Genomic DNA, 20,761 nt, shown 5'->3' on the forward strand with positions numbered 1-20,761 from the left:
TTTGCTCATGGTTATTCATGGTTTGTTTGACGACACCAAAAATAACTAATTAGGGCTGACTCCTGCAAATGGTAATCGACTTTTGTCGCTTGCCTTAGCAAGAATCAGCCCTAATTTTTCAATCGCTCAAAAAAAGTTTAGCGGACAGTAATACTTCTAAATAGCTATTATACAGCGGCTGTCTGTCTCGTTGACACTTATGTCACGTTCAGTCTTTGGAAAAGAGACTGAATGTACGTTTCCAACCGATGGATACGTAGAGGCCTGACAGATTACAGCCATCCTTCTTGATGTGTATCGATTCGAAGTGATTGGATTGATATCCATTCAGATTGCCTGACTGGTTGATTACTTTGTCAATTTTGTTATAACCGTTGGTAATTTCATAGCCTACGCGAGCTTCAAGGTATGAATTGTTGGTCGTACGCCATGAAATGCCGATGGCCGGCCGACAGAAGATGCCGTTTCCACTGATTTCGTTGTCTTGTAAAGGTGAACTGATGTACATCTCTTCGTAGCAAATTTTTCGATATCCTAAATCAACCGATGCGACGGGCGAGAAACGATTGTTGTTTAGGCGATATTCTCCACGAAGAAAAAATTTAAAAGGTCCGATGTCAATATCATCATCATAGTCCAAAGAACGTTGTTCTCCGACCATGTCTCCCTGTCCGTCAGGTTGGCGGAAATAGGTAAGTGACATTTCAGTGTTTTTCTCTGAACGCGCTCCGTAGCTGAGTCCGAGTGCAAAGCTTAGTTGGGGCGAAAACTTATAGCCTAACTGCATTCCCAGTCCGATTTCGTCAACACCGAAACCCTCAATGCCAAATTCAAAACCTGTATTACGCGTAGGAACCTCGGGCTTGATGCGAGACATGAAATTGGGGTCGGTGCTGCGGTGGAAATTAAATCCGACCTTAAAGGCTATCGCACCCGAGCCACCGTTGCCCTCGGTCGGGACGTAGTGTTGATAGCCGACCGACAGGTCGACATCAGTGCGGTGATTGAGCGGGATGCGTACGCCGGGCATTATTGAAAACATTACAAAGTTTGGTGTGGAGACTGTGACGGCATGTTTGCCTGAGCCTACAGTCTTATCGCCTGCGGTGTTTATGGCGTAGCCCAACTGAATGTCGCCGAAAGGTGTGATTTGTGTCGAACTGAGCGGGAAAAAGCCTTTGAAGTCTGCATAAATAGGTATGATGGCATCTCCGTCACCCGCAGGTATCTGAACGCCTGAGCCCAGACCGAGTGAAAAGTTGGGGCTGAGACGTTTTGACAGGATGAGGTCGACGGGAATGTTGCCCGAGCCACCTTTGGTGCCTATATTGTAGCCAGTACCGATGCTGAAGTCAAGACCTTTGTGACGGATGTTGCAGGAGCCGTCGGTCGAAACTGTCGATTTGTTCTCTTTGGTGATTTTCTCTACCTCGTCCATTTGGTAGACAAAGATACTGCCGTCGCGTGTCTTGATTTTAAGCGACTTTCCCGGGACCTGTTCGATGACTTCGCCCTTGATTACACTGCCGTTTTTCAGATAGATTGTCTCCGTGGCTGCGAAGACTGAGGCTGCGGACAATAACAGTCCGGCGGAGAGAGTTAACAAACGTCTCATAATGGAGTGAATGTTGTGCCACGCTTGCCCCTGACGTTGCGGTTGATACTAAGGTTAAAGATGTACAAAAGCGTGGGCAATGTTTACTGGATATTCAGTTCTGGGCATCGCCAAACGCTTTCGTAGAAATATACAGTCCACCCCCCACGCCATGCCGATATATATTACTGACCCCGTGCTGTGAGAGGGGGTGGATACATAACGCACGCATGGAACGTTTTCGACTGCTATATCCTTCTACTAAGATTTGGCGATTTCAGAACTAAGGATTAAGCAAAAACGCTCTCATTTACAAAATGATGTCCGACTCTTCAGACATAGGGTTCACCGAAGCGCAGCGGAGGTGTGCCCGGAGTGGCACGATATAAAAAATGATGTCCGACAGGACATCGGTTATCGTGAGAGGGGGCTGTATCAGCTATCACGCCCGATAATCGGCGTCCTGTCGGACGCCATCATTGTATTGTGTCATTTGTCCGGGCACACCTCCGCTACGCTTCGGTGAACCCGGTTACTACTAAATCTGCGTCCTGCGGACGCCCGTGCGGGATGCGAGGGATGCCTATGTGTAGGTGGATGCCCGTGCGGGAGTGACTGATTTATGCACTGAAATAACAACTTTTGTTTCTTATTGAGCTTATGAAACTTTTGTATCTCCTCGAGAATGGTTAATCTATTCCGGTGTTGTGGTTGTGGGGCCGTAGTGAGAGATGAGGGGGATTCTGCGAGGGGGAAAGGGTATTGTTTTTCGGAAATTATGCTTACATTTGCATATGATTTGAATATGATAGACCGTTCATCATATCGCAATGGAAAATACTGACACAAACATACAGGCCGGAGCGGTGCATGACGCGTTTGACCGCGAGCATCTCTGGCATCCCTATACATCGACCATCGACCCTCTGCCTACGTATAAGGTGACCGAGTGTCACGGGGTGAGGCTAAGGCTTGCCGACGGCCGCGAGCTTATCGACGGCATGTCGTCGTGGTGGTGTGTGATACACGGCTACAATCATCCGCGCATCAACCGTGCTGCCATGGCGCAGATGGAGCGCATGAGCCATGTGATGTTTGGCGGACTGACCCATGAGCCGGCCATAGAGCTTGGCCGTATGCTCCTGGAGGTGGCTCCGCCGTCGATGCACAATATATTTTATGCCGACTCGGGATCGGTGGCTGTCGAGGTGGCCATGAAGATGGCAGTGCAGGCCGCAGTATCGCGCAGCGGCGACCACAGGAAAACCAATTTCGTGACCATACGGAGCGGTTATCACGGCGACACGTGGAATGCCATGAGTGTCTGCGACCCCGTCACCGGCATGCATGGAGCTTTCGGTACGGCTCTGCCCGTGCGGTATTTCGCTCCGGCTCCGACGGTGAGTCCCGACATGGAGTGGGATCCGGCCGACATCGCTCCGCTCGAGGCTATCATTGAGGCCCGTCATGACGAACTGGCGGCTCTCATACTCGAGCCGATAGTGCAGGGGGCCGGAGGCATGAGGTTTTATCACCCGCAATATCTGCGCGAGGCCCGGCGGCTGTGTGACCGCTACGGGCTCTACCTGATATTTGACGAGATAGCCACCGGATTCTGGCGCACCGGGCGCATGTTTGCCTGGGAACATGCCGGCGTGGAGCCCGACATCATGTGTATAGGCAAAGGTCTCACGGCCGGCTATCTGACCATGAGCGCGGTGCTGACCACCGCCGAGGTGGCCGACACCATATCGCGCGGCGAGGCCGGGGTGATGATGCACGGCCCGACATTCATGGCCAATCCGCTCGCATGCGCCATAGCCATAGAGTCGCTGCGCATGCTCCGCGAGCAGGACATGGCTTCGAGGCTGAAACACCTGGAGAGCGAGATAAGGCGTCACATTGGGCCGGCCGCATCGGTGGCGGGTGTGCGCGACGTCAGAGTGCTCGGGTCGATAGGCGTGATAGAGATGGAGGAGCCGGTATGTCTGGCCGATTTCCAGCGCGAGTGTGTGGAGCGCGGCATATGGGTACGCCCCTTCGGGCGCAATGTCTATGTGATGCCCCCCTACATTATCAGTGACGAAGACCTCAGATATCTCATAGAGCAGACAATAGAGTGTATAAAGAGTATAAAATGAGCCGGTTTGCCGATATACTTGCCGGACTCGAGCAGAGCGGCAACCTGCGCTCCATCCCCTCGGGCGTAACACCGCAGGGTGTAATCGACCTGTCGTCAAACGATTATCTGGGTCTGGCGATGCGCCCCGAGCTTCAGGCCGAGTTTTTCAGCCGGGAGGGCGCGACTGCCATACCGCTCACCTCGTCGGCCTCGCGTCTGCTGGCCTCGCGTCAGGACGAATATGCTTCGCTCGAGTCGTTGCTGACTGAGCTTTACGGCAGACCGGTCCTGCTGTTCAACAGTGGCTATCATGCCAATACGGGCATGGTGTCGGCTATAGCTCAGGGCGCGAAGACGCTGATTGTGGCCGACAAACTGGTGCACGCGAGCATCATCGACGGCATTACGCTGTCAAAGGCCTCGTTCACACGATTTCGCCACAACGACCTCGGACACCTCGACAGGATACTCTCCAAGGAGGCATCGTCATACGCGCAGGTGCTTGTAATCGTCGAGAGCGTCTATTCGATGGACGGTGACCGGGCCGATATCGACCGTCTTGTGGAAATCAAACGTTTGTATCCCAACGTAATGCTCTATGTCGACGAGGCCCATGCCTTCGGCGTTGAGGGGGAGCGCGGCCTCGGGCTGTGTAGCAGTGCCGCGGGCTATGACGATATTGACGTCGTGGTCGGGACATTCGGCAAAGCCTGCGCCTCGATGGGCGCATTCTGCGCTGTGAGCCGCGAACTGCATGACTATCTTGTAAACCGTGCCCGCAGCTTCATATTTTCCACCGCCCTGCCACCTCTCACCGCGGCATGGACACAGTTTATGATTGAAAAATTCACAGGCATGGAGGCCGAGCGTGACCATCTGCGCGCGCTCGGGAGACAGCTTGCCCGACTGTTAACGCCGCTGTCACCGGACTTTGACATCACTCCGAGCCACATACAGCCATTTGTGACAGGCGACCCTGTCAAGGCTGTGAGACTGTCGCATGAACTGCTGGACGAAGGGTTTAAAGTGCTCCCCATTCGTGTCCCGACTGTGCCGCCCGGCACTGACCGTCTGCGCATCAGTCTCAACGCCATGATGACGGCCGAGGACATCGAGCGGTTTGGTGCAGCCCTGAGGGCAAAGATCACAGCCTTAGAAAAGAACTGATGAATCTGAAATTTACATACACCCGCCCCGGAGCGTCACGCCTGATACTGCTCTTTGCAGGATGGGGCATGTCGCCGCGTCCGCTTGATGACGTGAGCATGCCCGGCTATGATGTGGCCGTGGTGTGGGACTATCGCGACATGTCAGCCCCGTGGCTCGAAGAACTGTCGGGCTATGAGGAGACGGTGGTGGTGGCATGGTCATTTGGCGTGCATGCCGCCTCGCGTTTCATGGCCTCGCATCCGGGATTCCGTGTCACGGCGCGCATCGCTGTCAACGGCACGCGCTTTACGGCCGATGACTCGCGCGGCATACCGCGGGCGATATTTGACGCCACGCTTGCCGGACTTAGTGAACGGAGCGTGACCAAATTCAATATGCGCATGTGTGGCGGAGCGGCCGCCTATAAGGAGTTTGCCCTGCGTGCCCCCGCCCGCAGTGTCGACGATCTGCGCGAAGAACTCTCGGCCTTTGACACCTGCGAGGCTCCGCGTATGCTGTGGGACAAGGCGTTTGTCTCGCAGAGCGATATGATTATCCCCGCGGCCAACCAGTCGGAGGCCTGGGCCTCGGATGCGGTGCAGACCATCGTGATTGACGGCCCCCATCTGCCCGACTTCAACCGGCTGCTGCGAGGCTGTCTTACCGACAAGTCGCATGTGGAGAAACGTTTCCGCAAGGCCGAGACAACTTATGACGACAATGCCACGGCTCAGTATGCCACGGCCTCGCGTCTGCTCGACCTTGCCGCCTCACACGCTCCCGCCGCGGTCGGTGACATACTTGAGGCGGGGTGCGGCACAGGGCGGTTTACCTCCATGCTGCTTGACAGGTTCGGGCCGGCCCGAGCCACCCTGTGGGACCTGCATATAGCCCCGCAGATCGAGGCATTGCGCACCTCTCATCCCGACATCGCCTTGACGACTCTGAGCTGTGATGCGGAGTCAGAGATAGCCCGACAGCCCGACGAGGCTTTCGATATGATACTTTCGGCCTCGACCGTGCAGTGGTTCAACTCACTGCGCTCATTTCTCACCGAGGCTTCACGCACGCTCCGTCCGGGCGGCGTGATAGCACTCTCCACCTATGGGCCCGACACCATGCGCGAGCCCCGTGTGGCTCTCGGTACATCTGGCCGCTTCCTGACGCTCGAGCAGATAAGCCGTTGTGTCCCCTCCACGCTGTCGGTGGCGGAGATAACCGAGGAGCGTCACACGAGCCTTTTCGGCTCGCCTCTCGAAGTGCTGCGCCACATGAGCCGCACCGGAGTCAACGGTCTGTCGGCCGGCGATAGCGGCGACACCGCCGCGGGCTGCCGTATGCTCCGAAACTATCCGCTTGACAGCGAAGGCAAAGCACCACTCACATATCATCCTATCTATCTGGTATTAAAGAAATCATGAGCAACGCTTATTTCATCTCAGGCATCGACACCGATGCCGGCAAGACCTACGTGACCGGCTACATAGCCCGCCGGCTGATGGAGGAGGGCAAAAGAGTCATCACACAGAAGTTTATCCAGACCGGCAATACCGACATGTCGGAGGACATAGTGAAACATCGCGAAATTATGGGCATCGGTCTTCAGCCTGAGGATCTTGACCATACCACCGCCCCGGTGATATTTTCTTATCCGGCCTCGGCCCAGCTTGCCGCGAGAATTGACGGCCGGGAGATTGATCTCGAAGCGATAGACCGCGCTACCGAACGGCTCAAGTCGCTCTATGACATAGTGCTTATAGAGGGTGCCGGTGGTCTGGCCGTGCCTATCACCGACACATTCATGTCGATTGATTATGCCGAGTCGCGCAAGCTCCCTGTAATACTGGTGACCAACGGCATACTTGGGTCAATCAATCATACCGTATTGTCGCTCGAGGCCATACGTTCACGCGGCATGCAGCTCGCGGCCGTGATTTACAACGAGCATTTCGACACCGACCCTGTGATTGCCGAGGACACCCGCGGATTCATTGCCCGCTATGTGGCCCGCAATTTTCCCGACGCCCGCTTTGCCACAGTAGGGAGTCTGTGAAAAATAAAGATAAAAAATAAAGACAGAAGTACGGGAGGTAACAAAAAAACTCCCGTACTCCTGTCTTTTTTATGTCTGTATGGTTATTTTTTGAAAAGGTGCAGATAGCCGTTTACAGCTCCGACGAGAAGTGCGCCGCCGGCGATATTGCCGAGAGTGGAGGGTATGAAGTTGGCGGTCAAAGCCTGAAGAAGTCCCACGTCCGCGCCTTCCATCATGCCCAGAGGGATGAAAAACATATTGGCGATGCAGTGCTCGTAACCCAGGGCTACAAACGCCATCACCGGCAGCCAGCAGCCTAAGGCTTTCTCCAACAGAGTCTTGCCGCTCAGAGCGAGCCATACGGCCAGGCATACACACCAGTTGGCTCCGATGGCCTTGAGAAACACTACGTCCCACGGCATTGCCACCTTGGCCTCGGCCACCTTCACCGCGGCAGAGTGCCAGGGGTCTATGGCCGTAAGTCCGCAGCGGTATACCATAAAATATGTAAAGGCGAGTGCGCCGGCAAGATTGCCCAGATAGACCAGAGTCCAGTTGCGCAGAGTCAGTCCGGGACCATGTTTGCGCTGCATCATCGAGGGGACGAGCACCGCGTTGTTGCCGGTGAAGAGTTCGGCTCCGAGCACCACCACAAGTATGAGACCTATCGGGAAGGCCACACCGCTCAGCAGTCGCTGAAGCGCGGGGTTGGAGGCGGTGAGTTCGGGAAATCCTAATCCGAGAGTCATCGACAGGATGCCGCCGAGCGAAATGTAGGCTCCGGCCATACAGGCCGATACGAGCAGACGCATGGTGGACGAGGCGGTGAGATGCGCCTTGGCAGCTCCGGCATCGGAGGCCGCCCGGGTGATTTCAGAGGGGGAAAGTATCTTCATTCATTGGAGGGTTGGGAGGAAGCGGTCTCCTCCTCGTGTCTGACATAGGGTGATGCGGCGGGCACGAAATCGCCCGAGATGAGATGGAGATATATGTGCCGGCATGCCCAAGCGTCGATTGACGCATAGATCATCTGAGGCTCGGTGAGCACCTGTGCCTCCCAGTTGGTGAGACGCTGCCCCTTGGATATTCGGTGGCCGAAGAGTATGGCATATATCTTCTGGAGGCTTGCGTCGGTTATGTGATATTTCTTGACCATTTCCTGAAGCTCCACAAATCCGCGGGGCTCAAACTCTCCCACCTGGTGAAGCATATGGAAATCATCCTTGAGCGAGAGGCCTACCTTGATTACATCCTCACACTCCATAAATTCGCGCAACTCGGGTGTGAAGCCCATCTTGTTGATGCGAAACAGGAATGAATGGTCTTCGGTCGACACCTGTATGAGCGACACACGGTTGGTCATGCCTTTGCGGAAATTAGGCTTGGTCTCAGTGTCGAAACCCACCACGTCATGACTGCGTAGAAAGCTGACCGCGGCGGCCACTTCCTCGGCGCGTTCTATCACGGTTATCGCGCCCGCAAATGTAACGGTGGGCATCTCTGCCACACATTTCTTGTCTATTGCTATACTGAACGACTCGTTATCCATATTGCAAAGTTACGCAATAATCGTGATTTAATACGCATCTTTTTATACAATTAAACATCCTCTGAATCACAAAGACGCTATTGTGGAGACAATTTGTGCCGGAAAACTCAGTTTTCCGGCACTGTCTGACTTGAAATCATAAATCTTATTAATAAATATCAACCGATTGCGGTGCAATCAGTTGATGACAGCGAGGCCGCCCTGGGATGTCTCCTTGTAGAGCGACGGCAGGTCGTGGCCGGTCTGCTTCATGACCTCGACGATGCGGTCGAAGCTCACCGAGTGGCGACCGTCGGAGAAAGCCGCGTAGAGATTGGCGTCGAGCGCGCGGGCCGCCGCATAGGCGTTGCGTTCGATGCAGGGTATCTGCACGAGACCGCACACGGGGTCGCACGTGAGGCCGAGGTGATGCTCGAGGCCCATCTCGGCCGAGTATTCTATCTGGGCCGGTGTGCCGCCAAATAGCTGCGAGGCTGCCGCGGCCGCCATGGCACACGCCACTCCGACCTCACCCTGACAGCCGACTTCGGCACCCGACACCGAGGCGTTGTGCTTGACCACATTGCCGAAAAGTCCGGCTGTAGCGAGAGCACGGAGTATGCGTTTCTCAGAGAAATTCTTAGATTTGTGCAGATGATAGAGCACCGCCGGCACTATGCCGCAGGAGCCGCAGGTGGGAGCTGTGACAATCTTGCCGCCCGAGGCGTTCTCCTCGCTCACGGCCAGGGCATAGGCATAGACGAGACCGCGGCTTTTGAGCGAACTTGCATAGCCCTCGGCATGCACATGATAGCTCACGGCCTTGCGGCGCACGCCCAGCCCGCCGGGGAGCACACCTTCGGCCTCGATGCCGCGCTCAACGGCCTGTTTCATCACAGTCCATACCTCATGGAGATAATCCCAGATGGCCTGACCTTCGCAACGGTCAACGTATTCCCAGAAACTTGAGCCGGTCTTCTCACACCACTTCTGGATGTCACGTATGGTCGACATCTCATACACGCTGTCGGCTTTCTGGCGCGACTCGCCCTCCTTGAGTATGTCGCCGCCACCGATGCTGTAATAGGTCTCCTCGGCGGTGACATTTCCATCCGGGTCGAGGGCCTCAAACTTCATGCCGTTGGGGTGGAAGGGTAGGAAAGTCTCGGGCATCCACACAATCTCGCATGGAGCCACGGGGGTGAGAGTGTCAAGTATGGCCTTGTCGGTGAGGTGTCCTTTGCCGGTGGCTGCGAGCGAGCCGTAGAGGGTGACACGGCGCGATGTCGCACCGGGACTGGCGGCAAGAAATTTCTGCGCGGCTTTGAGCGGGCCCATGGTGTGGCTGCTCGAGGGGCCATAACCTATTTTGAATATATGCCTGATTGATTCCATAGCGGAGATGCCTTATATTTACAGTGTAACAAAAATCGGGGACAAAATTACAAAAAAACCGTCACATTTACAGTCGGTTTCGCCGCTTTTGCGTAACTTTGGGGTGTATAAGGAAAAGGAAAAATGATATTCATGTTACAGCAAAGATGTAAATAAATGCCTTTGGTTTCCGTAATAATGCCTGTGTATAATGCCGAGCGGTATCTTGATTGTTCGGTGGGGTCGGTGATAGCCCAGACTTTTACCGACTGGGAACTGATATGTTTCAACGACGCTTCGACCGACGGGAGTCTTGCCGTGCTTGAGCGGCTGGCATCATCCGACCCGCGCATACGTGTCATAGATTCGCGCATCAATGTCAAGCAAGGTGGCGGACGCAACCGGGCCATCCGTGAGGCCCGCGGAGAGTATGTGGTGTTTCTTGACGCTGACGACAGTCTGCGCCCCGAGTCGCTGTCGCTGTGTGTCGACACCGCCCGTCAGCAGGGAGCCGATATGGTGATGTATGATTACGAGACCATTCCCGGCCGCATGGTGAGTCCGCTCGGGCCTGACGCTGCAGAGCTTAAAGGCGACGAGCTGAGACGAAGATTTATCCTGCATCCTTCGCCGGTGTGGTCGGCCATGTATCGTCGCAGTCTCATCACCGACAACGGCCTGTATTTCCCCGAGGGAGTGTTTTACGAGGATAATGCCGTGACACTGGCCATACATCTGTCGGCCGTCAATCCTGTCAAGGTCAACGCTCCGCTTTATGGCTATCACATATATGACACATCAGTGAGTCACAGAATGAACGATTATCGTTTCTTTCACCGCCTCTCTTCGGCCCGTATGCTCAAAGCTCACCTCATGAGGCTCGGTCTCTATGACCGTTGGCGAGAGGAGATAGACTATGTTATCATCAATCAGTATTATACCAACACAATAACAGGGTGTATTTACCGTTTTGACCGTGTGCCCATCATGCGTCAGCGTTATGTGCGCCATACAGTCGAGCGGGTGGTGCCCGGCTTCAGGCATAACAGATATTACAAGGCGTGGCCGTTGGCCGGACGGCTTCGTCTCGAGCTTCACGCCCGCTTCCCGCGTATCATCCGACGATTGCATATGCTTAAGAATAGAGTTTAGAGTTTAAAGGTTAAAGTTTAGGCTGCGCGGCCGTCAGGCCTGTCGCTATTCCCAATCTTATCTCCATTTTATACTCTATACTGAATTTATACTCTATACTGAATAAATCAATAATATCATGAAAAGAATCATCACATCATCACTATTACTGTTTTCGGCCGCATTGGTCTCTAATGCCGCGGTCTATAATATCCTTGATTACGGGGCTGTGAGTGACACCACCCGACTGAGCACCTCCGCTCTGCAACGGGCCATCGACGAATGTTCGGCCTCGGGCGGGGGCTCGGTGCTCGTGCCGGCCGGAAGTTATAAGACCGGCAGCATTATACTCCGCAGCCATGTGACGCTCAATCTCGAAAACGGTGCCACCCTCTATGGCAGCACCGACATAAAGGACTATACACCCGTGTCGACATCCTATGTGTCGCTGCGCACCAACACCCCGACCGTCCAGCTTATCTATGCCGACAGTGTGAGCCATGTGGCCATCACGGGGCAAGGTGTGATAGACGGCAGGGGAAAGGCGTTCCCCAAACTGTCGTGGAACGACGAGGGCATTACGCGCCCCCATCTGCTGAGATTCGTGCAGTCGTCCGACATCTCGCTCTCGGGCGTCACTCTGCGTAACTCCGGGTGCTGGATGCAGCACTATCTCGCTTGTGACCGTGTGAAAATAGACGGCATAACGGTGATAAACCGCAACAACTACAACAATGACGCTCTTGACCTCGACGGTTGTCATAATGTAACGGTCAGCAATATGATTGCCGATTCGGACGACGACGCCATCACTCTCAAGAGCACCTCGCCGCGACTTTGTGAAGATATAACCATTTCCAACTGTGTGGTGTCGAGCCACTGCAATGCCATAAAACTCGGCACCGAGACCAACGGCGGTTTCCGCAACATCAATATCCGCGGTATCGTGGTCAAACCTTCGGCCGACCAGTCGTCGCAATATTTCGGCTATCCCGGCGGCATAGGTCACTCGGCTATCTCGCTCGAGATAGTGGACGGCGGCATAATGCGTAATGTCAATGTGTCAGACATCACCATACGAGGCACCGAGTCGCCAATCTTTATCCGTCTGGCCGACCGTGCACGTGCCTATTCGCCCGACCATCCCGTTGAGGGTGTAGGCAGCATCAGCGGTGTAGTGCTTCATGACATCATAATTGATGAGGCCGGTCCGTCGGGCAGTTCCATCACAGGTCTTGAGGGACATCCCGTCACCGATATAGTGCTTCACGACATCACGATCAATCATGCCGGAGGCCAGGGTGTGACAGCGGCCCCCGCCGATGAGAAACGTGCCGAGTATCCCGAGTCGACCATGTGGGGCATACTTCCGGCCCAGGGGTTCTGGCTCAACCACACCAAGGGTGTGACTCTGCGCAACATCAAGGTCAACGCCCTCGCCCCCGACGCCCGTCCCGTCATACTTGCCACCGACTCTGAACAATTAGTAATTAGCAATTAGCAATTATTTTCGCATCTCATTTTAATCTTTTATCTATCATATTTGGGTTACATTTATGTCTCGACTGTTATCACTCTTATTGCTCCTCTCCATATTTGTCCCGGCCGTGGCCGAGAACTATCCCTATCGTAACGACTATCTCTGGGTGACTGTGCCCGACCATGCCGACTGGCTCTATGAGACCGGCGAGAACGCCACAGTAGATGTGCAGCTTCTCCGCTACGGTGTGCCGGCTGCCGGAGCGGTTGTCACCTATACTATCGGTGACGATATGCTCCCCGACGACCGTAAGGACACGGTGAAGCTCGACAAGAACGGTCGCGCAACCATAGCTGTGGGCACTATGGTCAAACCCGGTTTTCGCGATCTGCGTCTCTCGGCGTCGGTCGATGGCAAGACCACGGGCCATCACATCAAACTCGGATTCTCGCCCGACCGTCTGCGCCCCTTTGCCGGCGAGCCCAAGGACTTCGTGCAGTATTGGCGCAAAGCCGTGGCCGAAGACAAAGCCGCCTTCCCTCTGCAATATACCGTGGAGGATGTGCCGGAATATACCACCGACAAGATGACCTGTCAGCTAGTGAAACTACAGCTCAATCCCGAAGGCCGCAGCATGTATGGCTACCTGTTTATCCCCAGAGGCGAGGGCAAATATCCCGCCGTGCTCTGCCCACCCGGAGCCGGCGTCAAGACCATCAAAGACCCCATGAGACACCGCTATTACGGAGAAGGAGGCATGATACGTTGCGAGATAGAGATACACGGCTGTCATCCCAAGCTCTCGGAGGCCGAATTTTCGCAGCAGCGCAAAGAGAAAGGCAAATATCTGGAGTTTGGCATGGACAACCCCGACGATTATTACATGAAAGACGTCTATCTCGGATGTCGCCGCTTTCTCGACCTGCTCACATCGCTCCCCGCGTGGGACGGCAAGAACCTCTTCACGCAAGGAGGCAGCCAGGGCGGTGCACTCGCCATCACCACAGCCATGCTCGACGAGCGTGTCAACGGATGTGCGGCCAACCATCCCGCCCTTAGCGACATGACAGGCTATCTCGGTGACAAAGCCGGTGGCTATCCCCACCACTTCCGCAAAGACCGCAACGAGGCGACTGCCGCCAAAATACGCACACTCGAATATTACGACGTCGTAAACTTTGCCCGCCACCTCACCTGTCCCGTGCGCATGACCTGGGGCTTCAACGACAACACCTGTCCCCCCACCACCTCCTATGAGGTCTACAACGTCATCACCGCCCCCAAGGAAGCCCTTCTGACCCCCGTAAACGAACACTGGACCTCCTCCGACACCGAACACAGCCACTACCTCTGGCTCAAAAGCTGCGTGAAGTAAGACACTATACATAAACATTGGCGTGGAGTGATATATTCCACGCCAATGTTGTATCATGCCGCATAAAATTTTTGGAAAATCAGCTTCGATGGGTTATCTTTGCTGCCATATTCGTCAAAAGATAGAATAATGTCAGCATCTCGCGAGGATGAAATAAGGTTTGAACGATTGTTCCGTGACAATTATCAGCGGCTCTATCTCTATGCCCTCGACTGGGTAGAGGATGAGGAGCAGGCCAAAGATATTGTCGGGACACTCATGAGCGACCTGTGGGCGCAGCGTGACAGTTGGCATCCCGACAACGAGGTGGCCTACATGTATGGCGCGCTGCGCAACAGATGCATCAGCCATCTCAAGAAAAATGTGCGCTATCGCGAGACGCTCGAAGAGTATCTCGAGGAGAAGCTCCGTCTGATTGACGAGGACATCGATGTCCACGAAGAAAACCTTGCTCGCATGGAGCAGATAATGGAGTCGTTGTCGCCGAGGACGCGTCTTATTGTGGAGAAATGCTATCTTGAAGGTCGCAAATATAAAGAAGTGGCCGAACTCCTGGACACGACTCCCGGCATGATACACAAACATATCAGTAAGGCTCTGGCGATATTCCGTAAAAAATTTCTGCATCGCGGGGGTACCGACTGAGCCGCCCGCTTGTCAACAACAATGAAATAACTATTATGAAAGAGGGCAGTGAACATGACATGGACACCCGCGATGATGACAACTTGCATCATGACGACGGACTGAATGACGATGAGCGTCTCATGCGGCATATGGTCGGGATGTCACATCGCAGAAAGACCTCACGCGTCGACACTGACGATGCGTGGGAGTCGTTCAGACGCGACGTGATTGCGCCTGAACGGGAGCGTAAGCACCGTTTCGGAGTGCTCCATATGGCCTTGGCCTCACTCTGCGGAGCAGCCGCCATGCTCGCCGTCGTGCTGGCTCTCGGGCTGCTGCCGGGCAAGAGCGACGTGGCCGGCCCTTCTGTAACGGGCGACTATATCGCGCTCAGTCATAAAGAATCGCCGGGACATGTGAGTCTGGAGACCGAAGGACGTGAGGACGTGCTCGATGTCTCAGGGCCAATCTCGTTTGTGCCCGAGCCGGAGGTCGTCGCCACAACTGACCGCTCTGACAAGTATCGTAAAATATCCACGCCCCGAGGCATGGGCGTGAAAATCATACTGCCCGACAGTTCGGAGGTATGGCTCAATGCCGACAGCTACATCGAATTTCCCGAACGCTTCCGCAAGGGCGCACGCATGGTAGCCGTCAGTGGAGAAGTATTTTTTAAGATTACACCCGATGCCTCCTCACCCTTTATTGTGAAATCGCCTCAGATAGACGTGAGAGTGCTCGGGACCGAATTTAACTTCAACAACTACACACCTGACAACACCCAGGTGGCACTTGTCAGCGGCAAGGTGGAGATACTCTCGCCCGAAGGCTCCGGACTTGCCACACTCTCGCCGGGCGAAGCGGCCGTGTGTGACGCCGACGGCAGCGTGGACGTTGAGAACGTGGACACCTACGCGCTCACCCAGTGGGTCGAGGGATTTTTCTATTTTGACGAAGTGCCGCTGATAGAGGTGCTGCGCGAGCTGGGCCGATGGTACAACATGGGCGTCGTGTTTCACAACCGCGAAGTGATGAGCAAAAAAGTCCACTTTTCGGCCATGCGCACCGAGCCCGTGGAGCTCGCAATCGAGAGCCTTAACCGGCTGAACATTGCCGAAATCAAAGTGGTCGGTCATGACATTGTTGTCGACTGAATTGTAGAAAAATTGATATAAATTCAAATATTTTTACACAATAGGGGTACTGATTCTATGAAATGGTTGTCTTTTAAGAAAAATTATACATCAACCATTATCATTTTATCACATGCCAACCAAATCAATCAAAAATCACAGCCTGTTAGGAATGTTAAGGCTGGTGGGACTGTTGATGTGCCTGTTCATGCTAAGCCCTGCGCATGCATCGGCTCAGAAAAATGCCGGCACTCCCATAACCTACAAGTGTGAGAACGAGAAGTTGTCAAAAGCTCTGAGCGAAGTGGAACGTCTCTCGGGCTACTATCGGCTACAGTATATCAGCGAGGATGTGTCGCCCTATCGGGTGTCGGGATCATTTGATAAGGCTACGGTTGAGACGGTAGTGACACAACTGCTGAAAGCGACACCTCTGCGCTACAGTGTCAACGGACGTTACATAGAAATTTACAATCCTAAGGTAAAGGCGGCGAAGACGTTCAGCATCAGTGGTTCAGTCACCGACGAGGAGGGCGAGCCTCTTGTCGGGGCCATCATAGCCGTCAGCGGCACCGACTATGGCGCGATAGCGGATATGGACGGTAAATTCTCGCTCAAAGTCAATACCGTCAAACCCGTATTATCGGTAAGTTATGTAGGCATGCTCACCCGTGACATCCCTGTGAGCGAGTCGGATGCCGGCAAGCCACTCAGCGTGGTGCTGCGCCCCGCAGTCGAAATGATGAGCGAAGTCGTAGTCACAGGCTATCAGGAAATCAAGAAAGAAAAAATGACCGGCTCGGTGGCGACTGTCTCGTCGGCCAAGCTCGAGGAACGCTACACCCAAAACCTCCTTGCCAATCTCGAAGGCCAGGTGGCCGGTCTCTCCACCTATGGCGGAAAGCCTGTGATACGTGGTGCCGGCACACTCTACGGCTCTACGGCCCCGTTGCTTGTAGTCGACGGTATGCCTATCGAGGGTAACATCGAGGACCTTAATCCCTATGACATCGAGAGTGTCAACGTGCTCAAGGATGCCGCTGCAGCAGCTATCTACGGAGCCCGCGCTGCCAACGGTATCATTGTGATTTCCACCAAGAACGCCAAGAAGCAGGGCAAAATCGACATCGACTTCGCCACCAATATCACCTGGTATGAGAAGCGTAATGTCGATTATGCCGACAACTACTACATGACACCGGCCCAGCAGGTAGCGGTGGAGAGCGACTATTATGACTACTATTATTTTAGTGGTGAAAAGCCCAACTCGCTTGCTGAAACAAAAAAAGACCTTAGTAATGGTTCCAATGTGTCACCGTTGCAATATGCCTATTATCAGCGAGCATTGGATGAGATAACATCGGCTCAACTTGAGGCGGTAAAGACTTCATTGGCGAGCAATAATTTCGCTAAGGATCTTGCAGATAATATGCTTAACCGTAGGATTGTACAACAATATAATCTTTCGCTACGGCAGTCATCGGATAAGGCTCGTAATAATGTCGTGGTCAATTATAGACACGATAATGTAGGCAAGTTCAATCATAAAAATGAATGGCTTAATGTATATTATAAAGGATGTTTTGACCTTGCCAGATGGATTACAGCAACAGTTAGCATCAATGGTGTATATTCTCATAATCAGGAATATGGAGGTGGCTATCAGACCGCGTATATATATGAGCCATTTAAAAATCCATCATATATGTCATATAATAATCCTGATGGAAGTGTTCGTCCGTTATATTATGGAGGTTATGGAAATGAATACACCCAATACTGGTCATTGCAGGACGGCATAGCCGACATGATAGTCAATCCCCGTCAGGAAGCTCGTGATAATGTCCAGACCACACGCCGTCAGGAGATGCGTTATCATGCCGATCTGCTCTTTAAGATACTTCCCGGCTTTACAGCCAACGCCCAGTTTATATATGAAGTCACAGCCAAACGCATGCGCAACTATGCCAATGAGAACAGTTGGTCGGCACGTAATATGAAAAACGGCTATTCTGTCTATAAAAATGGTAAGGTGCAATATCTGACTCCTGAAAACGGCGGAATACTCAAGACCGAGAATGTCGACGGCAACTATTGGACTCTGCGCGGCCAGCTCAATTATACACGTAAATTTTTTGATAAGCACGAGATTTCAGCAATTGCCGGTACGGAGTTTCGTCAGACAAAACTATGGGGTGAAAAGCAGTTGTTACTTGGCTACGATGACCAGTTGCAGACATCATCCAATCATACAGTTGATTTCAATTACTTAAAAGGGCTTGGCTATTCGGCTCCTTATTGGAAAATCGGTACATATTCAGGTTCGATAAGTTCCTTTCAGTTTGAGAAAGACAACGGAATAGTCCCGGAAGTAATGCATCGCTATGCGTCAGCATATTTCAATGCCACTTATACTTTTGATGAACGTTACAATGCGTTTGGCTCATTTCGTAAAGACTATGCCGATGTCTATGGTCTCAATGCCAAATTCCGTGGTAAACCGCTGTGGTCGGTCGGTGTGGGCTGGAATATCCATAAGGAAGACTTCATGCACGATTATATTTGGATTGACTTTCTCAAACTTCGCTATTCATATGGTGTGACAGGTAATATTTATCAGAATGCCACATCTTATATGACAGCTAAAACAGGTTCTTCAAATCGAGAGACAAACGCTCCATATGGTGAAATAGACTCTCCTGCGAACCCCAATCTGCGCTGGGAGCAGAATCGTACACACAATGTCGGACTTGATTTTAGTCTCATGAACTATCGTCTGCGTGGTTCGCTTGACTACTATCGCAAGGAAGGGCGTGATATTTTTGGGACAAAACTGCTTGATGCTACTACCGGCTTCTCGTCAATGAATGCCAATGTGGCCTCGATACTTAACAACGGAGTGGAATTGGCTCTTGGATATGATTGGATTAGAGCCAATAGAAGTGGAGATTTTTCGTGGTCTACCAACATGACGTTTTCTTATAATAGCAATAAAGTGACCTATGTTGAGAATCCTCAGACATCGGCTTACGGACTCATAAGCAGTCCTTATAAGACAAACTATCCCGTAAACTCCTTATGGGTACTCAGATTTGCCGGTATAGATGATACTCCTGGCCAAGAGGGACAATCGCTTTATGATGACGGTCACGGAGGCAAGAATCATAATGTATTTAGGTATGGTGATACCGACGCTCTTTCTTTCGGTGGTCAGACTGACCCAAAGGTTATTGTAGGTTTGGATAACCAAATCAGATGGCGAGGATTTTCATTGGGTTTTCTTGTCGCGTATTATGGTGGTCACAATATGCTGTGTCTGCCTTTCAATGATACATTTGAAGGTAGTTTCTATGGTACGATACCGGCTTATTATCTAAATGGTTGGACCCCAGATAATCCTACTGATATTCCGGCTATTGGACGATGGGCACATGCATCATCTACTGACGGAGCTCCCGGTTATTCGGATCGGGCTCTACATGACGCTGATTTCATCAAGTTTCGCAACATTGTGTTCGGTTATGACCTTCCTGCCGAAATACTTCGCCATATTGGCATAAATAATTGCTCGCTACGTTTCCAGATTAATGATCCCAAAGCTGTCTGGACGAAGGACAAAGTGGATTTCGATCCAGAGACAGGTGGACTGCGCACTCCTTCAAGCTATGTGTTTGGTCTCAATATCAACCTCTAAACCATCACAATCATGACGATTAAAAATATTTTTTATATAACGGCCATTTCAGTAGTTTCAATACTCTCGCTACAGTCGTGCGAAAGTTTTACCGATATTGATCAAAAAGGTAAGAACCTGCTCTCTAAGACATCTGACCTTGAGTTACTGCTGAATTATAATTACTATCTTGATTATGCAGATATGTCGACTGTCAGCGGTGATTTAATTAACGCTTTTGATTGTGGTTATATTCCATCGGAATTAACCAACACAGTTAAGACAAGTTCGGCCATATTGATTTCTCTTGATGAATCTGCGCATGCATCGGTGCTGCCTCAGATTAATAGTGGTGACAGTTACTATAAGAACTGCTATTCAGTCATAGGCCGTATTGCCAATCCTATATTGTCGCTTGTTGACGCGGCGGAAGGCTCGGAAGAACATAAAAATAGACTGCGGGCGGAGGCATATGCCATGCGTGCATATTTCCATTATTTTGCAGCTCAGAAATATGCCCGGGTCTATAATCCGTCGACGGCTTCAACCGAACTTTGTGTATCATATGTGACGGAAGATATGGATATCCAGACACCGACACAACAACAGACTCAGAAGGACGTGTATGATCATATAATCTCCGACTTGGATAATGCCATAGCTCTTGATGCATTACCAGAGGTTGCTGTCAACCGTATGCGTTTCTGCGCTGCAATGCCATATGCTGTCAAAGCTCAAGTATTGATGACTATCGGAGATATTAACGGAGCTGAGGCTGCAGCCAAAGAGGCCCTTAAGCATGGTGATGTGATAAATGATTATGGTACGTATATTGTTGATGATTTATCATATGATGGTTACCCAATCAAGTTGTTCGTTCCCGGTTCTCCAATGAATATGGAGGAGAATTATTTTGCATCTGCGTCACAGGTAGTGTTTAAACTGATCACTCCGTTCTGCGAAAGCATGCAGGAGGACGGTTCATATATAAAAGATTGTTTTATCTCTTCAGTCACGAGAAGTCGGGGTAAATATGACAAGGAAGATTTGGAAAATGACCGTCTGCAGATATTGCAATATAATGAAGTTAACTACGGTGTACCATATAATGTAGCTATGGACATGACATCCAATCATAATCAGATCGGTATCAAGACTTCTCACATGTATCTTATCTTAGCAGAGTGTGCCATAGAAAGGGATAGGATAGATGAGGCTATGGGCTATCTTGACAAGATACGTAAAAACCGAATCGCCCCTGAATACTATCATGATTTAAAAGGAACTGTCTCCACAAAGGCCGATGCTATCAGATGGCTTAAGATGGCTTGCCATGGTGAATATTGTTATTCGATATGGAATTTTATAACCCGCAAGCGATGGAGTAAACATGATGATTATAAAGAGACTTTTACACGTACTCTTTGTGGAAATACTTATGTACTTACTCCCGAGTCGGATATGTGGGTATTCCCGTTCCCGATAAGCATAATAGCTCAGAACCATAATCTTAAACATAATTACAATACCGCGCTATAGC

General features: G+C 52.0%; 15 protein-coding genes. 11 read left to right on the forward strand and 4 right to left on the reverse strand.

What is annotated here, in order from left to right:
• Positions 1–208: 208 nt before the first annotated feature.
• Positions 209–1,615: a hypothetical protein gene (locus tag QGT73_RS12080; protein WP_280122544.1), complete on the reverse strand. Its 1,407-nt coding sequence runs from the start codon at positions 1,613–1,615 to the stop codon at positions 209–211.
• Between the two features lie 809 nt (positions 1,616–2,424).
• Here QGT73_RS12080 and bioA point away from each other — a divergent pair.
• From bioA to bioD, 4 genes are read left to right on the forward strand one after another with little or no spacing between them, the layout of a single operon-like run.
• Positions 2,425–3,735 (forward strand): adenosylmethionine--8-amino-7-oxononanoate transaminase, encoded by a 1,311-nt coding sequence (gene bioA, locus QGT73_RS12085; protein WP_280122545.1) that lies wholly within the window; start codon positions 2,425–2,427, stop codon positions 3,733–3,735.
• On the forward strand, positions 3,732–4,883 hold the full coding sequence (locus QGT73_RS12090) for an aminotransferase class I/II-fold pyridoxal phosphate-dependent enzyme (RefSeq protein ID WP_280122546.1): 1,152 nt from the start codon (positions 3,732–3,734) through the stop codon (positions 4,881–4,883). The genes bioA and QGT73_RS12090 overlap by 4 nt, the downstream gene beginning before the upstream one ends.
• Positions 4,883–6,286, forward strand: coding sequence for a pimeloyl-ACP methyl esterase BioG family protein (locus QGT73_RS12095; RefSeq protein WP_280122547.1), 1,404 nt, complete (start codon positions 4,883–4,885; stop codon positions 6,284–6,286). The genes QGT73_RS12090 and QGT73_RS12095 overlap by 1 nt, the downstream gene beginning before the upstream one ends.
• Positions 6,280–6,918 carry a dethiobiotin synthase gene (gene bioD, locus QGT73_RS12100; RefSeq protein WP_280122563.1) on the forward strand — a complete coding sequence of 213 codons (639 nt, stop codon included), beginning with the start codon at positions 6,280–6,282 and terminating at the stop codon, positions 6,916–6,918. The genes QGT73_RS12095 and bioD overlap by 7 nt, the downstream gene beginning before the upstream one ends.
• An 83-nt stretch (positions 6,919–7,001) precedes the next feature.
• Here the strand turns inward: bioD and QGT73_RS12105 are convergent, their stop codons facing one another.
• The 3 genes from QGT73_RS12105 to QGT73_RS12115 form a co-directional block, all read right to left on the reverse strand.
• On the reverse strand, positions 7,002–7,796 hold the full coding sequence (locus QGT73_RS12105; RefSeq protein ID WP_280122548.1) for a formate/nitrite transporter family protein: 795 nt from the start codon (positions 7,794–7,796) through the stop codon (positions 7,002–7,004).
• The gene (locus tag QGT73_RS12110; protein ID WP_280122549.1) at positions 7,793–8,449 is read right to left on the reverse strand and encodes a 3'-5' exonuclease; all 657 of its coding nucleotides are present in this window, start codon (positions 8,447–8,449) and stop codon (positions 7,793–7,795) included. The genes QGT73_RS12105 and QGT73_RS12110 overlap by 4 nt, the downstream gene beginning before the upstream one ends.
• Before the next feature lie 177 nt (positions 8,450–8,626).
• Complete coding sequence (locus tag QGT73_RS12115; protein WP_280122550.1) at positions 8,627–9,823, reverse strand: L-serine ammonia-lyase; 1,197 nt, start codon at positions 9,821–9,823, stop codon at positions 8,627–8,629.
• A 156-nt stretch (positions 9,824–9,979) separates the two neighbouring features.
• On the opposite strand from QGT73_RS12115, the gene QGT73_RS12120 reads away from it, so the two are divergent.
• The 7 genes from QGT73_RS12120 to QGT73_RS12150 all read left to right on the forward strand — a co-directional run bounded on the left by QGT73_RS12120 (position 9,980) and on the right by QGT73_RS12150 (position 20,760).
• Entirely contained in the window at positions 9,980–10,954 is a 975-nt protein-coding gene (locus tag QGT73_RS12120) for a glycosyltransferase family 2 protein (protein WP_482771132.1), read from the forward strand.
• A 118-nt stretch (positions 10,955–11,072) separates the two neighbouring features.
• Positions 11,073–12,434 (forward strand): glycoside hydrolase family 28 protein, encoded by a 1,362-nt coding sequence (locus tag QGT73_RS12125; protein WP_280122552.1) that lies wholly within the window; start codon positions 11,073–11,075, stop codon positions 12,432–12,434.
• 55 nt (positions 12,435–12,489) lie between these two features.
• Positions 12,490–13,788, forward strand: coding sequence for an acetylxylan esterase (locus QGT73_RS12130; protein WP_280122553.1), 1,299 nt, complete (start codon positions 12,490–12,492; stop codon positions 13,786–13,788).
• Positions 13,789–13,917: 129 nt separating this feature from the next.
• The gene (locus QGT73_RS12135) at positions 13,918–14,433 is read left to right on the forward strand and encodes a sigma-70 family RNA polymerase sigma factor (RefSeq protein WP_280122554.1); all 516 of its coding nucleotides are present in this window, start codon (positions 13,918–13,920) and stop codon (positions 14,431–14,433) included.
• A gap of 35 nt (positions 14,434–14,468) precedes the next feature.
• A complete protein-coding gene (locus QGT73_RS12140; RefSeq protein ID WP_280122555.1) occupies positions 14,469–15,569 on the forward strand; it encodes a FecR family protein in 1,101 nt (366 codons plus the stop codon).
• A gap of 112 nt (positions 15,570–15,681) precedes the next feature.
• Positions 15,682–19,242: a SusC/RagA family TonB-linked outer membrane protein gene (locus QGT73_RS12145; protein WP_280122556.1), complete on the forward strand. Its 3,561-nt coding sequence runs from the start codon at positions 15,682–15,684 to the stop codon at positions 19,240–19,242.
• Between the two features lie 12 nt (positions 19,243–19,254).
• The gene (locus QGT73_RS12150) at positions 19,255–20,760 is read left to right on the forward strand and encodes a RagB/SusD family nutrient uptake outer membrane protein (protein ID WP_280122557.1); all 1,506 of its coding nucleotides are present in this window, start codon (positions 19,255–19,257) and stop codon (positions 20,758–20,760) included.
• The last annotated feature ends 1 nt before the right edge of the window (position 20,761 follow it).

Origin of the sequence: Duncaniella muricolitica (assembly GCF_910574735.1) — a bacterium.
Taxonomy (GTDB): Bacteria; Bacteroidota; Bacteroidia; order Bacteroidales; family Muribaculaceae; genus Duncaniella; species Duncaniella muricolitica.

Coding starts and splice junctions, on each gene's coding strand:
- QGT73_RS12080 (WP_280122544.1), bottom strand. CDS start 1,615: ATGAGACGTTTGTTAACTCTCTCCGCCGGACTGTTATTGTCCGCAGCC.
- bioA (WP_280122545.1), top strand. CDS start 2,425: ATGGAAAATACTGACACAAACATACAGGCCGGAGCGGTGCATGACGCG.
- QGT73_RS12090 (WP_280122546.1), top strand. CDS start 3,732: ATGAGCCGGTTTGCCGATATACTTGCCGGACTCGAGCAGAGCGGCAAC.
- QGT73_RS12095 (WP_280122547.1), top strand. CDS start 4,883: ATGAATCTGAAATTTACATACACCCGCCCCGGAGCGTCACGCCTGATA.
- QGT73_RS12105 (WP_280122548.1), bottom strand. CDS start 7,796: ATGAAGATACTTTCCCCCTCTGAAATCACCCGGGCGGCCTCCGATGCC.
- QGT73_RS12110 (WP_280122549.1), bottom strand. CDS start 8,449: ATGGATAACGAGTCGTTCAGTATAGCAATAGACAAGAAATGTGTGGCA.
- QGT73_RS12115 (WP_280122550.1), bottom strand. CDS start 9,823: ATGGAATCAATCAGGCATATATTCAAAATAGGTTATGGCCCCTCGAGC.
- QGT73_RS12120 (WP_482771132.1), top strand. CDS start 9,980: ATGCCTTTGGTTTCCGTAATAATGCCTGTGTATAATGCCGAGCGGTAT.
- QGT73_RS12125 (WP_280122552.1), top strand. CDS start 11,073: ATGAAAAGAATCATCACATCATCACTATTACTGTTTTCGGCCGCATTG.
- QGT73_RS12130 (WP_280122553.1), top strand. CDS start 12,490: ATGTCTCGACTGTTATCACTCTTATTGCTCCTCTCCATATTTGTCCCG.
- QGT73_RS12135 (WP_280122554.1), top strand. CDS start 13,918: ATGTCAGCATCTCGCGAGGATGAAATAAGGTTTGAACGATTGTTCCGT.
- QGT73_RS12140 (WP_280122555.1), top strand. CDS start 14,469: ATGAAAGAGGGCAGTGAACATGACATGGACACCCGCGATGATGACAAC.
- QGT73_RS12145 (WP_280122556.1), top strand. CDS start 15,682: ATGCCAACCAAATCAATCAAAAATCACAGCCTGTTAGGAATGTTAAGG.
- QGT73_RS12150 (WP_280122557.1), top strand. CDS start 19,255: ATGACGATTAAAAATATTTTTTATATAACGGCCATTTCAGTAGTTTCA.